This window comes from Streptomyces genisteinicus (assembly GCF_014489615.1).
GTDB classification, from domain to species: domain Bacteria; phylum Actinomycetota; class Actinomycetes; order Streptomycetales; family Streptomycetaceae; genus Streptomyces; species Streptomyces genisteinicus.
Map to the genome: position 1 here is coordinate 1,269,361 of NZ_CP060825.1, position 17,816 is coordinate 1,287,176.

A 17,816-nucleotide genomic window follows, 5' to 3' on the forward strand; every position below is an offset into this window, starting at 1 on the left:
ATCAGCGCGGGGCGGTGATCAGGGTGCGCAGGAAAAGCAGGTCGACTTCTTCGAGCGAGGAGACGACCATGCGCCCCGCCGCCGGCTGGATCGGGGCCACGGAGGGCACCGCCACGACACGGCAGCCCGCCGCCTCCGCGGCCGCGACGCCGGTCGCGGTGTCCTCGACGACGGCGCAGCGCGCCGGGTCGGCACCGAGGCGGTGGGCGGCCACCAGGTAGGGGTCGGGGTGCGGCTTGGTGCGCTCGACCTCGTCGCCCGCGACCGAGAGGTGGAAGTGGTGACGCCCGAGGGAGTCCAGGATCCGGTCGATGATGCGCCGGTGGGAGGCGGAGACCAGGGCGGTGGGCACGTTGTGCCGGGCCAGCTCGGCGAGGAGCCGCTGGGCGCCCGGCATCATCGGGACGCCCCGGCCGATCCGCTCCTCGAACCTGTCGTTCAGCAGCACGCTCAGCTCGGCGAAGGTGATGTCCGCGCCGGTGGCCTCGATCAGGTAGCCGGCGCTGCGGGTCATCGGCCCTCCGACGACGACGTCGCGCCACGACTCGTCCAGCCGGTGCCCCAGGTCGGCGAAGACCTCCACCTCGGCGTCCCACCAGAAGCCCTCGGTGTCGACGAGGGTCCCGTCCATGTCGAGGAAGACGGCCTGGAGGGCCGCACCGTCGGCGGTACGGGTAAGGGACGCGGGGACCGTGCTGGTCATAGGCACACCTCCGGAAGGGACGAGAAGGCCGGTCACCCTCCCGCGGCTGCACCGCGGTGACAGGTGACCGGCCTGCACTGGACCGACAAGTCTACGCCCGATGGATCACCGTGCGTTGAAATACTTCGCCTCGGGGTGGTGGATGACGATCGCGTCGGTCGACTGCTCGGGGTGCAGCTGGAACTCCTCGGAGAGCTGCACGCCGATCCGCTCCGGCTCGAGCAGGGCGGCGATCTTCGCGCGGTCCTCCAGGTCGGGGCAGGCTCCGTAGCCGAGCGAGAACCGCGCGCCGCGGTACTTCAGCGCGAACATGTCCTCCACGTCGGCGGGGTCCTCGCCCCCGAAGCCGAGCTCGGAGCGGACCCGGGCGTGCCAGTACTCGGCGAGGGCCTCGGCCAGCTGCACGGAGAGCCCGTGCAGCTCCAGGTAGTCCCGGTAGGAGTCCGCCTCGAAGAGCTTGGCGGTCGCCTCGCCGATCCGGGAGCCCACGGTGACGACCTGGAGGCCGACGACGTCGGTCTCGCCGGACTCCTCCGGCCGGAAGAAGTCCGCGAGGCACAGCCGGCGGCCGCGCCGCTGGCGCGGGAAGGAGAACCGGGTGCGTTCGGAGCCGTCCTCGCCGAGCAGGATGAGATCGTCGCCCTTGGACACACAGGGGAAGTAGCCGTAGACGACGGCCGCCTCCAGCATGTTCTGGGTGTGCAGCTGGTCGAGCCAGCCGCGCAGCCGGGGCCGCCCCTCGGTCTCCACCAGCTCCTCGTAGCCGGGGCCGTCGCCGGTGCGGGCCTGCTTCAGCCCCCACTGGCCCTTGAACAGGGCCCCTTCGTCGAGCCAGGAGGCGTACTCCTTGAGCTGGATGCCCTTGACCACGCGGGTGCCCCAGAAGGGCGGGGTGGGCACCGGGTTGTCGGTGGCCACGTCGGAGCGGGCGGCGCCCTCCTCGGGGCGCTCCTCGACGACGGCGGTGGCCGCGGGGCGCACCCGCCGCTGCTTGAGCTCGGGCAGGGCGGCGCCGGGGACGCCGCGCTTGACGGCGATCAGGGCGTCCATCAGCCGCAGGCCCTCGAAGGCGTCCCGGGCGTAGCGGACCTCGCCCTCGTAGATCTCGTGGAGGTCCTGTTCGACGTAGGCGCGGGTGAGGGCGGCGCCGCCGAGGATGACGGGGTAGTCGGCCGCCAGCTTGCGCTGGTTCAGCTCCTCCAGGTTCTCCTTCATGATCACGGTCGACTTGACCAGGAGACCCGACATGCCGATCACGTCGGCCTTGTGCTCGTCGGCCGCCTCCAGGATCGCGGAGACGGGCTGCTTGATGCCCAGGTTGACCACGTTGTAGCCGTTGTTGGACAGGATGATGTCGACGAGGTTCTTGCCGATGTCGTGGACGTCGCCGCGGACGGTGGCCAGCACGATGGTGCCCTTGCCCTCGGCGTCCGTCTTCTCCATGTGCGGTTCCAGGTAGGCGACCGCGTTCTTCATCACCTCGGCCGACTGGAGCACGAAGGGCAGCTGCATCTGGCCGGAGCCGAAGAGCTCGCCGACCACCTTCATGCCGTCGAGCAGGGTGTCGTTGACGATGTCGAGGGCCGGACGCTCGCGCAGGGCCTCGTCGAGGTCGCCCTCCAGGCCGTTCTTCTCGCCGTCGATGATGCGGCGCTTGAGGCGCTCGTCCAGCGGCAGCGCCAGCAGCTCCTCCGTCTTGCCCGCCTTCATGGACTTGGCCGTGGCGCCCTCGAAGAGCGCCATCAGCTTCTGCAGCGGGTCGTAGTCCTCGCGGCGGCGGTCGTAGATCAGGTCGAGGGCGGTGGTGACCTGCTCCTCGTCGAACCGGGCGATCGGGAGGATCTTGGAGGCGTGCACGATGGCCGAGTCCAGTCCCGCCTTGACGCACTCGTCGAGGAAGACGGAGTTCAGCAGGATGCGGGCGGCCGGGTTGAGGCCGAAGGAGATGTTCGACAGGCCGAGCGTGGTCTGCACGTCGGGGTGTCGGCGCTTCAGCTCGCGGATCGCCCCGATGGTGGCGATGCCGTCGCCCCGGGACTCCTCCTGCCCGGTGCAGATGGTGAAGGTGAGGGTGTCGACGAGGATGTCCGACTCGTGGATGCCCCAGTTGCCCGTCAGGTCGGCGATCAGCCGCTCGGCGATGGCCACCTTGTTCTCGACGGTGCGGGCCTGGCCCTCCTCGTCGATGGTGAGGGCGATCAGCGCGGCGCCGTGCTCCTGGGCGAGGCGGGTGACCTTGGCGAACCGGGACTCGGGGCCGTCGCCGTCCTCGTAGTTGACGGAGTTGATCACGGCACGGCCGCCGAGCTTCTCCAGTCCGGCCTCGATGACGTCGACCTCGGTGGAGTCGAGCACGATCGGCAGGGTCGAGGCGGTCGCGAAGCGGCCGGCCAGCTCGGCCATGTCGGCGACGCCGTCGCGGCCGACGTAGTCGACGCAGAGGTCGAGCATGTGCGCGCCCTCGCGGATCTGGTCGCGGGCCATCTCCACGCAGTCGTCCCAGCGGCCCTCCAGCATGGCCTCGCGGAACTTCTTGGAACCGTTGGCGTTGGTCCGCTCGCCGATCGCCATGTACGCGGTGTCCTGGCGGAACGGCACCGTCTGGTACAGCGAGGCGGCGCCCGGCTCCGGGCGCGGGTCGCGGGCGGAGGGGGTGAGCCCGCGGACGCGTTCGACGACCTGGCGCAGGTGCTCGGGGGTGGTGCCGCAGCAGCCGCCGACGAGCGACAGGCCGTAATCGCGGACGAAGGTCTCCTGGGCGTCCGCCAGCTCCGGGGCGGTCAGCGGGTAGTGGGCGCCGTTCTTGCCGAGGACCGGGAGGCCGGCGTTCGGCATGCAGGACAGCGGGACGCGGGAGTGGCGGGCGAGGTAGCGCAGGTGCTCGCTCATCTCGGCCGGGCCGGTGGCGCAGTTCAGGCCGATCATGTCGATGCCGAGCGGCTCCAGGGCGGTGAGCGCCGCGCCGATCTCGGAGCCGAGGAGCATGGTGCCGGTCGTCTCGACGGTGACCGAGCAGATGAGCGGGAGGTTCGTGCCGGTGGCGTCCAGCGCTCGGCGGGCGCCGAGGATGGCGGCCTTGGTCTGGAGCAGGTCCTGGGTGGTCTCGACGATCAGCGCGTCCGCGCCGCCGGCGATCATGCCCTCGGCATTCTGCTGGTAGGCGTCGCGCAGGGTGGTGTAGTCGGCGTGGCCGAGGGTCGGCAGCTTGGTGCCCGGGCCCATGGAGCCGAGGACCCAGCGCTGCTGCCCGGTGGCGGCGGTGAACTCGTCGGCCACCTCGCGGGCGATCCGGGCGCCGGCCTCGGACAGCTCGTGGACCCGCTCGGGGATGTCGTACTCGCCCAGGGCCGCGAAGTTGGCTCCGAACGTGTTGGTCTCGACCATGTCGACGCCGACCTCGAAGTAGGCGGCGTGGACCGAGCGCACGATGTCGGGCCGGGTGACGTTGAGGATCTCGTTGCAGCCTTCGAGGTTCTCGAAGTCCTCGAGCGTGGGGTCCTGGGCCTGCAGCATCGTGCCCATCGCCCCGTCGGCCACCACCACCCGGGTGGCGAGTGCCTCGCGCAGGGCGTCGATTCGGGTCCGGCTGTCAGCGGAAGGGGTCGGCAACGAGGCCATGGATGTACTCCCTGGGATGCGACGGCTGTCGGCTTTGCGTCTCCGGCTCGGGAAGGCGCACGCAGTCAGAGTAGCCGTGTGCCGCCCCACGTCGTCGATGTGTCCCACGGGACGGACGGAACCACGCCATCCGGGTTTCCGTGGGTAGCTCGGCCGGGGGATACTCCTTCTGCGATGACCAGGTCGGCATGGACCGATAGTGTTCAGCATTGCCGAACGGGTATTCGGCGGTGGAGCGAACATACCCCGCTCGTCGCGAGCGCCAGTCGAACCGCAGTGGAGAAGGGCCAGATCCGATGGCGAAGAACATCCAGTCACTGGAGCGGGCCGCCGCCATGCTGCGCCTGCTCGCCGGCGGCGAGCGCCGGCTGGGACTGTCGGACATCGCCTCCTCGCTGGACCTCGCCAAGGGCACCGCCCACGGCATCCTGCGCACCCTCCAGGCCGAGGGCTTCGTCGAGCAGGACCCCGCGTCCGGCCGCTACCAGCTGGGCGCGGAGCTGCTGCGGCTCGGCAACAGCTATCTGGACGTGCACGAGCTGCGGGCCCGCGCCCTGGTGTGGACGGACGACCTGGCCCGCTCCAGCGGCGAGAGCGTGCACCTCGGCGTGCTGCACCAGCACGGGGTGCTCGTCGTGCACCACGTCTTCCGCCCCGACGACAGCCGCCAGGTGCTGGAGGTCGGCGCCATGCAGCCGCTGCACTCCACGGCCCTCGGCAAGGTGCTCGCCGCCTACGACCCGGTGGCGCACACCGAGGCCGTCGAGGTGGAGCGCAAGTCGTTCACCCCCGCCACGGTGACCGAGCTGGACGCCTTCGAGGAGCTGCTCGACCTCACCCGGGCCAAGGGCTGGGCAGCCGACGTGGAGGAGACCTGGGAGGGCGTGGCATCGGTGGCCGCCCCCATCCACGACCGCCGGCGCATGCCGGTGGGCGCGGTCGCCATCACGGGCGCCGTGGAGCGCGTCTGCACCGGCGGCGAGCTCCGCTCCGACCTGGTCGCGGCGGTGCGGGACTGCGCCCGCGCGGTCTCGCGCGATCTGGGCGCCGGCCGCTTCTGAGCCCCGGGCGGGGACCCGCCCCTCCCCCGCGCCCGCCGCACACCCCCACCCCTTGCGCGGGCTGCGTGCCGCACCCCCGCGCCCGCGCCGCCGGGCGGCGCCCCCGCCTGCCCGCGCGGCGCACGCGCGGTTGCGGCGCACCCCGGGCGGGCAGGTGCGTACCGGCGGGCGTCCCACCGGGTAACGATCCGGCTTTCGATCCCTCAACCCTTGACGCCGCCTTCACCCCGGAGAAAACTGCCGTGCATCGGTCGGCATTGTCGAACAGCTAACGGCAATACGCGCTAGAGTGTGACAACGCCAAGGGCCGGCATTCGCCCCCATCTGAGGGCGCGGACCTCCGGAGGGACCCGGGGTCCGCCTTCCCCTGGACGTAGGACAAAGGAGTCGCGGGTGGACAGCGACAAGATCTTCATCGGTGAGACCATCGGCACCGCCGTGCTCATCCTGCTCGGTGGCGGCGTCTGTGCCGCCGTCACCCTCAAGAGCTCCAAGGCCCGGGGTGCGGGCTGGCTCGCCATCACCTTCGGGTGGGGCTTCGCCGTGCTCACCGCGGTGTACACGACCGCCGCGCTCTCCGGCGCCCACCTCAACCCGGCGGTCACGCTCGGCATCGCGATCAAGGACGACAGCTGGGGCGACGTCCCCGTCTACCTCGCCGGACAGCTGCTCGGCGCGATGATCGGCGCCGCGCTCGTGTGGATCGCGTACTACGGGCAGTTCCGCGCCCACCTCACCGACCCCGAGATCGTCGGCGACCCCGCCGACAAGCCGGCCGAGGGCCCCCACGCGGAGGGCGACGGCCACGCCGGCCCCGTGCTCGGCATCTTCTCCACCGGCCCCGAGATCCGGAACGTCTGGCAGAACCTGGCGACCGAGATCATCGGCACCCTGGTCCTGGTGCTCGCCGTGCTCACCCAGGGTCTGAACGAGAGCGGCAAGGGCCTCGGGCCCGTCGGCGGCCTGATCACCGCCCTCGTGGTGGTCGCGGTCGGCCTGTCGCTCGGCGGCCCCACCGGCTACGCCATCAACCCGGCCCGCGACCTCGGCCCCCGCATCGTGCACGCCCTGCTTCCGCTGCCGAACAAGGGCGGCTCCGACTGGAGCTACGCCTGGATCCCCGTCGCCGGCCCCCTGATCGGTGCGGCCGCCGCCGCGGGTATCTACAACATCGCGTTCGCCTGAGACACGACCGCCGCACGAGCCGTACATCCTCAGACCTGAGCAGGAGCACCCCGTGACCGACGCACCCACCACCACGTCCTCCCACGGCACCGGGCCGTTCATCGCGGCCATCGACCAGGGCACCACGTCCAGCCGCTGCATCGTCTTCGACAAGGACGGCCGGATCGTCTCGGTCGACCAGAAGGAGCACGAGCAGATCTTCCCCAAGCCGGGCTGGGTCGAGCACGACGCCGCCGAGATCTGGACCAACGTCCAGGAGGTCGTCGCCGGCGCGATCCGCAAGGCCGGGATCACCGCCGCCGACGTCAAGGCGATCGGCATCACCAACCAGCGCGAGACCACCCTGCTGTGGGACCGCCGCACCGGTGAGCCCGTCCACAACGCCATCGTCTGGCAGGACACCCGCACCGACGCCCTCTGCAAGGAACTCGGCCGCAACGTCGGCCAGGACCGCTTCCGCCGCGAGACCGGCCTGCCGCTGGCCTCCTACTTCGCCGGCCCGAAGGCCCGCTGGCTGCTGGACAACGTCGAGGGCCTGCGCGAGCGCGCCGAGCGCGGCGACATCCTCTTCGGGACCATGGACTCCTGGGTCATCTGGAACCTGACCGGCGGCACCGACGGCGGCGTGCACGTCACCGACGTCACCAACGCCTCGCGCACCATGCTGATGAACCTGCACACCATGGAGTGGGACGACAAGATCCTCCAGTCCATGGAGGTGCCCGCCGCGATCCTCCCCGAGATCCGCTCGTCCGCCGAGGTCTACGGCACCGCCAAGGGCGGCGCCCTCGACGGCGTCCCGGTCGCCTCCGCGCTCGGCGACCAGCAGGCCGCCCTCTTCGGGCAGACCTGTTTCGCCAAGGGCGAGGCCAAGTCCACCTACGGCACCGGCACCTTCATGCTGATGAACACCGGTGACCAGCCGGTCAACTCGTACAACGGCCTGCTGACGACCGTCGGCTACCGCATCGGCGACGAGCAGGCCGTGTACGCGCTGGAGGGCTCCATCGCCGTCACCGGTTCGCTGGTGCAGTGGATGCGCGACCAGATGGGCCTGATCAACTCCGCCGCCGAGATCGAGACCCTGGCGCTGTCCGTCGAGGACAACGGCGGCGCGTACTTCGTGCCGGCCTTCTCCGGCCTGTTCGCCCCCTACTGGCGCTCCGACGCGCGCGGCGTGATCGCCGGCCTGACCCGGTACGTCACCAAGGCGCACATCGCCCGTGCCGTGCTGGAGGCCACCGCCTGGCAGACCCGTGAGATCACCGACGCCATGACCAAGGACTCCGGCGTCGAGCTGACCGCGCTCAAGGTCGACGGCGGCATGACCTCCAACAACCTGCTGATGCAGACGCTCTCGGACTTCCTGGACGCCCCCGTGGTGCGTCCGATGGTGGCCGAGACCACCTGCCTCGGCGCCGCCTACGCCGCCGGCCTGGCCGTCGGCTTCTGGCCCGACACCGACGCGCTGCGCGCCAACTGGCGCAGGGCCGCCGAGTGGACTCCCCGTATGGAGGCCGACCGGCGCGAGCGCGAGTACAAGAACTGGCTCAAGGCCGTGGAGCGGACCATGGGCTGGCTCGACGAGGAAAACTGACGAGGAGCAGCAACAATGACCACCCTGCAGAGCGTCCCCTCCGGGACGCACCCGGCCTCCGGCTCCGTGTCCTCCTTCAAGGCCGCGAGCCGCGCCGAGACCCGGGAGCAGCTCTCCACGGCGACGTTCGACCTCCTGGTGATCGGCGGCGGCATCCTGGGCATCTCCACCGCCTGGCATGCGGCGCAGTCCGGGCTGCGGGTGGCCCTGGTGGACGCCGGCGACTTCGCCGGCGCCACCTCCTCCGCCTCCTCCAAGCTCCTCCACGGCGGTCTGCGCTACCTCCAGACCGGCGCGGTGAAGCTGGTCGCGGAGAACCACTTCGAGCGGCGGGCGGTCTCCCGCCAGGTGGCCCCCCACCTGGCGAACCCGCTCACCTTCTACCTGCCCGTCTACAAGGGCGGGCCGCACGGCGCGGCGAAGCTCGGCGCGGGCGTCTTCGCCTACTCCGCGCTCTCCGCGTTCGGCGACGGCGTGGGCCACCTGCTCAGCCCGGCGAAGGCCGCGGCCGACGTGCCGGAGCTGCGCACCGACAACCTCAAGGCCGTGGCGGTGTACGGCGACGACCAGATGAACGACGCACGGATGGCGCTGATGACCGTCCGCGCGGCCGTCGAGTCGGGCGCCACCGTGCTCAACCACGCCGAGGTGACCGGGCTGCGCTTCACCCGGGGCCGGGTCACCGGAGCGGAGCTGAGGGACCGGACGGACGGCACCGAGTTCGGCGTCGACGCCCGGCTCGTGCTCAACGCGACCGGCCCCTGGGTCGACCACCTGCGCCGGATGGAGGACGCGGGCGCCGCGCCCTCGATCCGGCTGTCCAAGGGGGCCCACCTGGTCCTGAAGCGCACCTCGCCGTGGAAGGCCGCACTGGCCACCCCGATCGACAAGTACCGCATCACCTTCGCCCTCCCCTGGGAGGACATGCTGCTCCTCGGCACCACGGACGAGGAGTTCGAGGGGGACCCGGCGGATGTCGCGGTGACCGCGAAGGACACCGCGCAGATCCTCGACGAGGCCGCGTTCTCCATCCGGGACCAGCAGCTGTCGCCCGATCTGATCACCTACTCCTTCGCGGGACTGCGGGTGCTGCCGGGCGGCCCCGGCGACACCTCCAAGGCCAAGCGCGAGACGGTCGTCACGGAGGGTCGGGGCGGCATGCTGTCGGTCGCCGGCGGCAAGTGGACGACCTTCCGCCACATCGGCCGCACCGTGATGAACAAGCTGGCGGCGCTGCCGGGCCGGCCGCTCGCGGAGGACATGGAGCCCATCGCCCGGCTGCCGAGGAAGCTCCCGCTGCCCGGGATCGCGAACCCGAACGCGGTGGCCCACCGGCTCCTCGTCGACGGCGGCACCCCCGGCCCCCGGATGGCGGCGGACACGGCACGCCACCTCGCGACCCACTACGGCTCGCTGGCGTTCGACATAGCCCGGCTGGCGGCCGAGGACCCGGCGCTCGCCGGGCGGGTGCACCCCGACGCGCCGGAGATCTGGGCGCAGGTCGCGTACGCGCGGGACCACGAGTGGGCCGAGACGGCCGACGACGTGCTGCGCCGCCGCACGACGCTGACGATCCGCGGTCTGGCGACGGACTCCGTCCGCGGCCGGGTCGAGGAGATGCTCGGCGACCGCTGAGACCGCACCGGCCGCCGCGCACCGCCCGGTGCGCGGCGGCCGGTCCCGTTCCCGGGAAACGGCGGCGCGGCCGGCCTCCTGGGCGGGCGACCTCATAATGGGGCGATACATCGGATGTCTGGAGGTCGCCCGTGGCTGTCACCGACGAGGCCATCGAGAAGATCAAGGGAATGATCGTCTCGGGCACACTGCGCCCCGGCGACCGGCTGCCCAGGGAGAGCGAGCTCGCCGCGGAGCTGGGGCTCTCCCGCAACTCGCTGCGGGAGGCCGTGCGGGCGCTGGCGCTCATCCGCATCCTCGACGTCCGCCAGGGCGACGGCACCTACGTCACCAGCCTCGACCCGCAACTGCTGCTGGAGGCGCTGAGCTTCGTGGTGGACTTCCACCGCGACGACACCGTGCTGGAGTTCCTGGTGGTCCGACGCATCCTGGAGCCGGCGGCCACGGCGATGGCCGCGTCGCGCATCGGCGAGGAGGAACTGGACGCACTGGCGGCCCAGTTGGACGCGCTGGGCCCCGAGCCCTCCGTCGAGGAACTGGTCGCGGCGGACCTGGAGTTCCACCGGGGCATCGTGGGGGCCTGCGGCAACTCCGTGCTGTGCTCGCTCCTCGACGGGCTGTCGGGCCCCACCACCCGGGCCCGCGTATGGCGCGGGCTGACCCAGGAGGACGCCGTGAGCCGCACCCTCCAGGAGCACCGGGCGATCCTCGCCGCCCTGCGCGACCGGGACGCCGAGGCGGCCCGCGCCTGGGCGACGGTGCACGTGGCCAGCGTGGAGCAGTGGCTGCGGACCACGCTCTAGAGGGCCGGGCGGACCCGGCGCGGACGGGGCGGAGGGCTTCCGGGTCCCGGGGGTTGACACATGCCGCGAAGTTCACCCGGCTGTGCAAGGGGGCTGCGGCGGGACACCCGCGAAGCCGTAAGGTTGTGGCCGTAACGGAGAGAACTTCGGAAGGAGGCCTGGGTGATCGAGCTCGAGGGGGTACCCGAGCTGATCGACCCGGTCATGGTGGCCGCGTTCGAGGGCTGGAACGACGCCGGCGACGCCGCCTCCACCGCGGTCGCACACCTCGACCGGGAATGGAAGGGGGAGGTGTTCGCTGCTCTCGACGCCGAGGACTACTACGACTTCCAGGTCAACCGGCCGACGGTGTGGCTGGACGGCGGCGTGCGGAAGATCACCTGGCCGACGACCCGGCTGTCCGTGGTGCGCATCGGCGGTGACAAGCCGCGCGACCTGGTCCTGGTGCGGGGCATCGAACCCTCCATGCGCTGGCGTTCGTTCTGCAACGAGATCCTGGGCTTCGCCCACGAGCTGGGGGTCGAGATGGTGGTGATCCTCGGTGCCCTGCTCGGCGACACCCCGCACACCAGACCGGTCCCGGTCAGCGGGATCACCTCGGATCCGGAGCTCGCCCGCACGATGGACCTGGAGGAGACCCGCTACGAGGGCCCGACCGGCATCGTCGGCATCCTCCAGGAGGCCTGCACCCACGCCGGGGTCCCCGCGGTGAGCCTGTGGGCCGCGGTCCCGCACTACGTCTCCCAGCCGCCCAACCCGAAGGCGACGCTGGCCCTGCTCAACCGGCTCGAGGACCTGATCGGCCTGCGCATCCCGCTCGGCGAACTGCCGGAGGACGCGCGCGCCTGGCAGCTGGGCGTGGACCAACTGGCCGCCGAGGACAGCGAGGTCGCCGAGTACGTGCAGACCCTGGAGGAGGCGCGGGACACCGCCGAGCTGCCCGAGGCCTCGGGAGAGGCCATCGCCCGCGAGTTCGAGCGGTACCTGCGCCGGCGCGACGGCTCGGGTCCCGGCGGTCACGCGACCGACGGCGGCGACGGCGGCTCGTACCTGCGGGACACGGCGAGCGGCCGGACGCGTCCGCCGATGCCGCCCCGGTCCGAGCGCGACGCGGAGGGCGAACGCGGCGACGGCGACGAGCCGTCCCCGGAGGCCCGGACGGCGGCGGACGCACAACCGGAGGCCGGGCCGGACACGACGCCGGACGCACAGCAGGAGGCGCGGCCGGACACGACGCCGGACGGGCAGCCGGACACCGGCGGCGGCGCGGACCGCGACGACGGCACCCGGCCGGGCACGGGCCGCGGCACCGGGCGGGACGGCGACCCGGACACGGCGGACGGGTCCTCCGAGGACTGAGAGCCGCGCCGCCCCGTCCGGGCGGCACACGCACCGCGGGGGCGGCGCCGTCCGGCGCCGCCCCCGCGGTGCGTCACGCTGCGGGACGCCGGGTCAGAGCGCCACGCCCAGCAGCGCGTCCACGGTCCGGGACACGACTCCGGGCGCGCCGTCGTCGCTTCCGCCCTGCGCGCCCTGGAGCGCGGCCCAGCGGTCGACCGCGGCGAGGGCGGCGGGGGCGTCCAGGTCGTCGGCGAGGGCCGCGCGGATCTCATCGACCAGGGCGTCGGCGGAGGGCCCGTCGGGCCGGGACACGGCGGCGCGCCAGCGGCCGAGACGTTCCACGGCCTCCCGGAGCACGTCGTCGGTCCACTCCCAGTCGGCCCGGTAGTGGTGGGCGAGGAGGGCCAGCCGGATGGCGGCGGGGTCGACGCCGTCCTTGCGCAGGGCGGAGACGAAGACCAGGTTGCCCCGGGACTTGGACATCTTCTCGCCGTCGAGCGCCACCATGCCCGCGTGCACGTACGCCTTGGCGAAGGGGTGCTCGCCGGTCAGGGCGTGGGCGTGGGAGGCCCCCATCTCGTGGTGGGGGAAGACGAGGTCCGAGCCGCCGCCCTGGACGTCGAAGCCCATGCCGAGGTGGTCGAGCGCGATGGCGACGCACTCGATGTGCCAGCCGGGGCGGCCCCTGCCGAGGCTCGCGCCGTCCCAGCTGGGCTCGCCCTCACGGGCGGCCATCCAGAGCATGGGGTCCAGCGGGTTCTTCTTGCCGGGCCGCTCGGGGTCGCCGCCGCGTTCGGCGGAGAGCAGCCGCATGGCCTCGGCGTCCAGGTGGGAGACCTCGCCGAAGTGCGGGTCGGACTCCACCGAGAAGTAGACGTCGCCCTCGAGCTCGTAGGCGGCGCCGGCGTCCCGCAGCCGCTCCACGAGCGGCACGATGCCGGGTATCGCCTCCACGGCGCCGATGTAGTGGCGCGGCGGGAGCATCCGCAGGGCGGTCATGTCCTCGCGGAAGAGCGCGGTCTCGCGCTCGGCGAGGGCGGTCCAGTCGTGACCGTCGCGGATCGCGCGTTCCAGCAGCGGATCGTCGACGTCCGTCACGTTCTGGACGTAGTGGACCTGCCGCTTGGTGTCGAGCCACACGCGCTGTACGAGGTCGAACGCGTTGTAGGTCGCCGCGTGACCGATGTGGGTCGCGTCGTACGGGGTGATGCCGCAGACGTAGATACGGGCGACGGGACCGGGGTCGAGGGTCACGGGACCACCGGTCGCGGTGTCGTGGATCCTGAGGTCGCGGCCCTTGCCGGGCAGGGCGGGGACCTCGGAAGCGGGCCAGGCATGCATGCATTGAGCCTAACCGGACGCATGTTCCGGATACGAACCGGATCACTGCTCTTGGCCGGTCGGGCCTTCTTGCGCGGCAGGACAGCCTGTGCGTACCGGCCGGGCCGCCGGTGCGTACCCGTCAGACCGGCGGCCAGGGGATGGCGGGCCACTCCCCGGACGGCACCGGGTGGGTGCCCGACGCGAGCAGCGCCCCGACCCTGGCCCGCAGCGCGCCGATCTCGGCGGCCGTGATCAGTTCGGCCAGACGGGTGGCGAGCGGCGCCCCCTCGGCGAGCCCGCCGTCGACCGCGGCCAGCGCCTCGGTCGCCTCGCCGGTCAGCGGTTCCCCCGCCCACCCCCACAGCAGGGTGCGCAGCTTGTCGTCGGTGTGGAAGGTGACACCGTGGTCGATCGCGCGGAGCGCGCCGTCCGCCGTGGGCAGCAGATGGCCGCCCTTGCGGTCGCCGTTGTTGATCACCGCGTCGAGCACGGCGAGGCGGCGCAGGCGCGGGTCGTCGGCGTGGACGAGCAGCGCCGTGCGGCCCTCCCCCACGTCGGCGAGGCCGACCGCCTTCCAGCCGTCGCCCGCCTCGGGCCCGTCGACGAGGGCGAGCAGTTCGGCCCCGGGGTCCGCCTCGACCCACAGCTGCACCATGCCCCGGCCGTAGGGGCCCTCGCGCAGCACCGTGGGCGGCACCAGGCCCCACCCGGTCGCCTCGGAGAGTTCGTAGGCGGCCACCTCGCGCTGGGCGAGGGTGCCGTCGGGGAAGTCCCACAGCGGGCGTTCGCCGGCAACGGGTTTGTAGACGCAAGTGGCCTCTGCGCCGTCGAGGGAGACGGCGCAGTACAGCACCGCGTTGGACGCCTCACGGACCCGGCCCCGCACGGTCAGCTCGCCCTCGGTGAGCAGGACGAGCGCGTCGGCCGTGCTCACGCCCCCCGTCGGTATCCGTTCTGGCGCGGGCATACGTGTCCTTCCGGATCGAGCGGCAGGCTGCACAGCGGGCACGGCGGGCGGCCGGCGTTCACCACGTCGAGGGCCCGTTTGGCGAACGCCCTGGCCTGGGCGCCGGTGAGCCGCACGCGCAGCATCGGCGGGCCGTTCTCCTCGTCCTGGAGCAGCCGTTCCTCGGCCTCGGCGAGGTCCTCCTCGGAGTCCGCGTCGAGTTCGACGAGCGCCTGCGCCTCGACGATCATGCGCTGTTCGTCACCGTCCCAGGCGAGTGCCATGGTGCCGACCCGGAACTCCTCCTCGACCGGGTTGTCGAGGGGTGCGGTGTCCGCGACCTCGGTCGGCGCGACGGCCGGGACGGGCGCGTTGCCGCCGGTGCGGCGCACCACCTCGTCGAGGAGTTCGTCGATCCGTTCGGCGAGCGCGGCGACCTGGGTCTTCTCCAGAGCGACGCTGGTGACGCGCCCTGCGGCGGACGCCTGCAGGAAGAACGTACGGCGTCCAGGCAATCCGACCGTGCCGGCCACGAAACGTTCCGGCGGGTCGTAGAGGAACACCTGACGGGACACGTTCTGTCTCCCTTGGGATCGGTCTGCGGATCGGTCGGCAGGTCGTCGGTGGACGGGTCGCGGGCGGGTCGTGCGTCGGTCGGTCCCCGGGCCGGGCTCCGGCCGGTTCGCCGGGGCCGTCCGCCCCGCGGAACGGGCGGATGGTGCTCTGCCGGTGCCGGGCGCGGGCGTCCGGTCCCCGTCATCGCCACGGGCCTTCGGCCCGCGGCCCGTCCACCCTACTGCGCCGGGCGATCACGGTGCGCCCGCGCCACCTCCGACGACTCCCTGACCGCGGTCCTCCGTCCGGCTCTCCTCGTCCGGCTCGGGCGGCGCGAGCGAGCCGAGGTCGCCGGTGTCGCCGAGCCGCAGCAGGAAGGGGCGGGTGCGCGTCCAGCGGATCGCGGTCACCGAGCACGGCTCGACGTGGACGCGCTGGAACATGTCGAAGTGCATGCCGAGGGCCTCGGCGACCAGGGACTTGATGATGTCCCCGTGCGAGCACATCAGGTAGACCGCGCGCTCGCCGTGGTCGCGCGTCACGCGGTCGTTCCAGTCGCGGACGGCGTCGACGGCCCGTGCCTGCATCGCCCGCATCGACTCGCCGCCGGGGAAGGCGGCCGCCGACGGGTGCTGCTGGACGACCTCCATCAGCGGTTCCCGGGCGAGTTCGGCCAGCGGCCGCCCCGACCAGTCGCCGTAGTGGCACTCGCCGATGCGGTCGTCCGTCTCCAGCGCCAGGCCGGGGCGGGCCTCCAGCAGCGGCGCCAGGGTCTCGCGGCAGCGCTCCAGCGGGCTGCTGACGACCGCCGCGAGGGGGACCCGCGCGAGCCGGCCGGGCAGCGCGGCGGCCTGCTCGCGCCCCCGCTCGTCGAGGTGGACACCGGGGGTCCACCCGGCGAGCACCCCCTCGGTGTTGGCGGTGGAACGTCCGTGCCGTACGAGGATCAGCGTGGCCATGGCGGCAAGCCTACGGCCCCGCCGGCCGCGGGCGGTCCGGACCCGGGCACGGGCGGTGAGGCACCGCCCGCTGCCCGTGACGGGTGGTGTGGGCGCCGTGACCTCAGGGAAGATGCTGGCCGTGATCGTGGACTGCGCCATCTACCGGGACGGACGCCGCACCGAGGGCCCGTCGGACTTCTCCGATGCCCTGGGGGAGGCCCGGGCCTCGGGCGACTCGTTCCTCTGGATCGGGCTGCACGAGCCGACCGAGGACGAGTTCGCGCACGTCTCGGAGGAGTTCGGGCTGCACCCCCTCGCGGTCGAGGACGCCCTGAAGGCGCACCAGCGGCCCAAGCTGGAGGTCTACGACGACTCGCTCTTCGTGGTGCTCAAGCCGGTGGCCTACGAACCCCGCAGCGACACGGTCACGGCCGGCGAACTGATGGTCTTCATAGGGGACTCGTTCGTCGTGACCGTCCGCCACGGCGTGGGGGCCCCGCTGCACGACGTGCGCCAGCGCCTGGAGGCGGAACCCGCGGTGCTGCGCCACGGCCCGACGTCCGTGCTGTACGCGATCAGCGACGCCGTGGTCGACCACTACATCGAGGTCGCCGCCGAACTCCAGGTGGACCTGGAGGAGCTGGAGACGGAGGTCTTCGAGCCGGGGGCGCGGGACACCAGGAACATGGCAGCGCGGATCTACACCTTCAAGCGCCAGGTGCTGGAGTTCCGCCGGGCGGCCGGTCCGCTGGCGGGCCCGATGGCCCGCCTCACCGGGACCGGCGTGCCCTTCGTGCACGAGCACTCGCAGCCGTTCTTCCGGGACGTGAGCGACCATCTGACCCGGGCGAACGAGCAGGTGGAGGGCCTGGACCGGCTGGTCTCCGACATCCTCGCCGCCCATCTCGCCCAGACCGGCGTGCGGCAGAACGACGACATGCGCAAGATCTCCGCCTGGGCGGCGATGGCGGCCGTGCCGACCATGGTCGCGGGCGTGTACGGGATGAACTTCGAGCACATGCCGGAGCTGCGGTGGGCGTGGGCCTATCCGGCGGTGGTGCTGCTGATGGCCGGTGCCGTGGTCGGGCTGTACCGGCTGTTCAAGCACCGCGGCTGGCTCTGAGCACGGCCGCGGTGCCCGGGGACGGGCACCGCGGCCGTGCTCGGAACGCCGGCGCGCAGGCGGGGGTCAGAGCGCGGGCGCGGGGGTGGGCGGTCCGTCGAGCGCGCCGCGGCGCTCGGGCATGGTCAGCGAGACCATCCGGTGCCAGCCGCCGAACCGCTCGTACGCGTACATCGCGTGGATGCCCGCGGCGAGCACGGCGGACTTGGCCCTGGGCCAGTGCAGCAGGCGTCCCATGTGGCTCATCACGGCGAGGCTGACGTCGCGGTAGACCTTGATCTCGGCGAGGGCGCTCTCGCGCAGCACCCGCTGGATGGTGCGGCCGTGCCCCTCGGCGGCGAGCCGGAGCAGCTCCTCGTGGCAGTACGCGAGGTGGTTGTCCTCGTCGCCGGAGATCTGCCGGATCGCGTTGCCGACCTCGGGGTGATCGCCGAAGTAGGTGACCAGCATCTCCATCTGGTCGGCGGCCCGCTGCTCGGTGACCCGGCTGTGCGACAGGTAGACGACGATGTCCTCCTCGGTGAGGGGCACGTCGCCGCGCAGCTTGTCGTGCGCGAGGCCGATGCCCTCGCGTTCGAGCAGCATCGTGTAGTCGGTCTCCGGCGGGACCGGGACGGGGTCGAGGTGCCGCTTGCGCAGCAGGCCGTTGAAGATCCGCCCGTGCTTGTCCTCGTCGGCGCCGTGCCGGGTGATCCTGGGGGCGAGATCTCGCATGCCCTCGGGAACGAGGGCGGCGATGCGGGCGTTCTCCCAGCCGCCCTGTGCCTCGCCGCTGGCCGCGATGGAGCAGAACAGCTGATAGCTGTCGTCGCTGTCGATGATCTCCTGGAACAGGCTGCGTGCCGAGAGCATGTCTGCCACCTCCTACAAGGCGTTCCGCCGCCCACCAGTCCAATGCGGGACGCCCGGCGGGGCAACACGGGAGGGCGAACGGCTCACCCGAACGGGGGATGCGTCCGGTGGCGGCCGGGCAGTAACCGACCGG

14 protein-coding genes are annotated in these 17,816 nt (G+C 72.4%); 7 read left to right on the plus strand and 7 right to left on the minus strand.

The window, feature by feature from the left end:
• Nucleotide 1: 1 nt before the first annotated feature.
• Together IAG43_RS05630 and metH are read right to left on the minus strand one after the other, a co-directional pair.
• The gene (locus IAG43_RS05630; RefSeq protein ID WP_187739654.1) at nucleotides 2–703 is read right to left on the minus strand and encodes an HAD family hydrolase; all 702 of its coding nucleotides are present in this window, start codon (nucleotides 701–703) and stop codon (nucleotides 2–4) included.
• A 105-nt stretch (nucleotides 704–808) separates the two neighbouring features.
• Nucleotides 809–4,321, minus strand: coding sequence for a methionine synthase (gene metH, locus IAG43_RS05635; RefSeq protein ID WP_187739655.1), 3,513 nt, complete (start codon nucleotides 4,319–4,321; stop codon nucleotides 809–811).
• Between the two features lie 296 nt (nucleotides 4,322–4,617).
• Here metH and IAG43_RS05640 point away from each other — a divergent pair, with 296 nt between their 5' ends.
• The 6 genes from IAG43_RS05640 (at nucleotide 4,618) to IAG43_RS05665 (ending at nucleotide 11,961) form a co-directional block, all read left to right on the plus strand.
• Nucleotides 4,618–5,382 carry an IclR family transcriptional regulator gene (locus IAG43_RS05640; RefSeq protein WP_187739656.1) on the plus strand — a complete coding sequence of 255 codons (765 nt, stop codon included), beginning with the start codon at nucleotides 4,618–4,620 and terminating at the stop codon, nucleotides 5,380–5,382.
• A 393-nt stretch (nucleotides 5,383–5,775) separates the two neighbouring features.
• Nucleotides 5,776–6,567 (plus strand): MIP/aquaporin family protein, encoded by a 792-nt coding sequence (locus tag IAG43_RS05645; protein WP_187739657.1) that lies wholly within the window; start codon nucleotides 5,776–5,778, stop codon nucleotides 6,565–6,567.
• A 52-nt stretch (nucleotides 6,568–6,619) separates the two neighbouring features.
• Entirely contained in the window at nucleotides 6,620–8,164 is a 1,545-nt protein-coding gene (gene glpK, locus IAG43_RS05650; RefSeq protein ID WP_187739658.1) for a glycerol kinase GlpK, read from the plus strand.
• Between the two features lie 15 nt (nucleotides 8,165–8,179).
• On the plus strand, nucleotides 8,180–9,799 hold the full coding sequence (locus IAG43_RS05655; protein WP_187739659.1) for a glycerol-3-phosphate dehydrogenase/oxidase: 1,620 nt from the start codon (nucleotides 8,180–8,182) through the stop codon (nucleotides 9,797–9,799).
• A 131-nt stretch (nucleotides 9,800–9,930) separates the two neighbouring features.
• Nucleotides 9,931–10,602 (plus strand): FadR/GntR family transcriptional regulator, encoded by a 672-nt coding sequence (locus IAG43_RS05660; RefSeq protein ID WP_187739660.1) that lies wholly within the window; start codon nucleotides 9,931–9,933, stop codon nucleotides 10,600–10,602.
• 162 nt (nucleotides 10,603–10,764) lie between these two features.
• A complete protein-coding gene (locus tag IAG43_RS05665) occupies nucleotides 10,765–11,961 on the plus strand; it encodes a PAC2 family protein (RefSeq protein ID WP_187739661.1) in 1,197 nt (398 codons plus the stop codon).
• Nucleotides 11,962–12,054: 93 nt separating this feature from the next.
• Here IAG43_RS05665 and mshC read toward each other — a convergent pair whose 3' ends face one another.
• From mshC to IAG43_RS05685, 4 genes are all read right to left on the minus strand, one after another.
• A complete protein-coding gene (mshC, locus tag IAG43_RS05670) occupies nucleotides 12,055–13,284 on the minus strand; it encodes a cysteine--1-D-myo-inosityl 2-amino-2-deoxy-alpha-D-glucopyranoside ligase (protein ID WP_187739662.1) in 1,230 nt (409 codons plus the stop codon).
• 121 nt (nucleotides 13,285–13,405) lie between these two features.
• On the minus strand, nucleotides 13,406–14,233 hold the full coding sequence (locus tag IAG43_RS05675) for an SCO1664 family protein (RefSeq protein ID WP_187739663.1): 828 nt from the start codon (nucleotides 14,231–14,233) through the stop codon (nucleotides 13,406–13,408).
• Nucleotides 14,197–14,787, minus strand: coding sequence for a DUF3090 domain-containing protein (locus tag IAG43_RS05680; RefSeq protein WP_187739664.1), 591 nt, complete (start codon nucleotides 14,785–14,787; stop codon nucleotides 14,197–14,199). Before IAG43_RS05680 ends, IAG43_RS05675 begins: the two co-directional genes overlap by 37 nt.
• Before the next feature lie 234 nt (nucleotides 14,788–15,021).
• Nucleotides 15,022–15,726, minus strand: coding sequence for a histidine phosphatase family protein (locus IAG43_RS05685; RefSeq protein ID WP_187739665.1), 705 nt, complete (start codon nucleotides 15,724–15,726; stop codon nucleotides 15,022–15,024).
• Nucleotides 15,727–15,838: 112 nt separating this feature from the next.
• Between IAG43_RS05685 and corA the strand changes: the two genes are divergently transcribed.
• Nucleotides 15,839–16,831, plus strand: a complete 993-nt coding sequence (corA, locus tag IAG43_RS05690) for a magnesium/cobalt transporter CorA (protein ID WP_187744305.1) — start codon at nucleotides 15,839–15,841, stop codon at nucleotides 16,829–16,831.
• 66 nt (nucleotides 16,832–16,897) lie between these two features.
• Here corA and IAG43_RS05695 read toward each other — a convergent pair whose 3' ends face one another.
• Nucleotides 16,898–17,683 carry a ferritin-like domain-containing protein gene (locus tag IAG43_RS05695; RefSeq protein ID WP_187739666.1) on the minus strand — a complete coding sequence of 262 codons (786 nt, stop codon included), beginning with the start codon at nucleotides 17,681–17,683 and terminating at the stop codon, nucleotides 16,898–16,900.
• Between the last annotated feature and the right edge of the window lie 133 nt (nucleotides 17,684–17,816).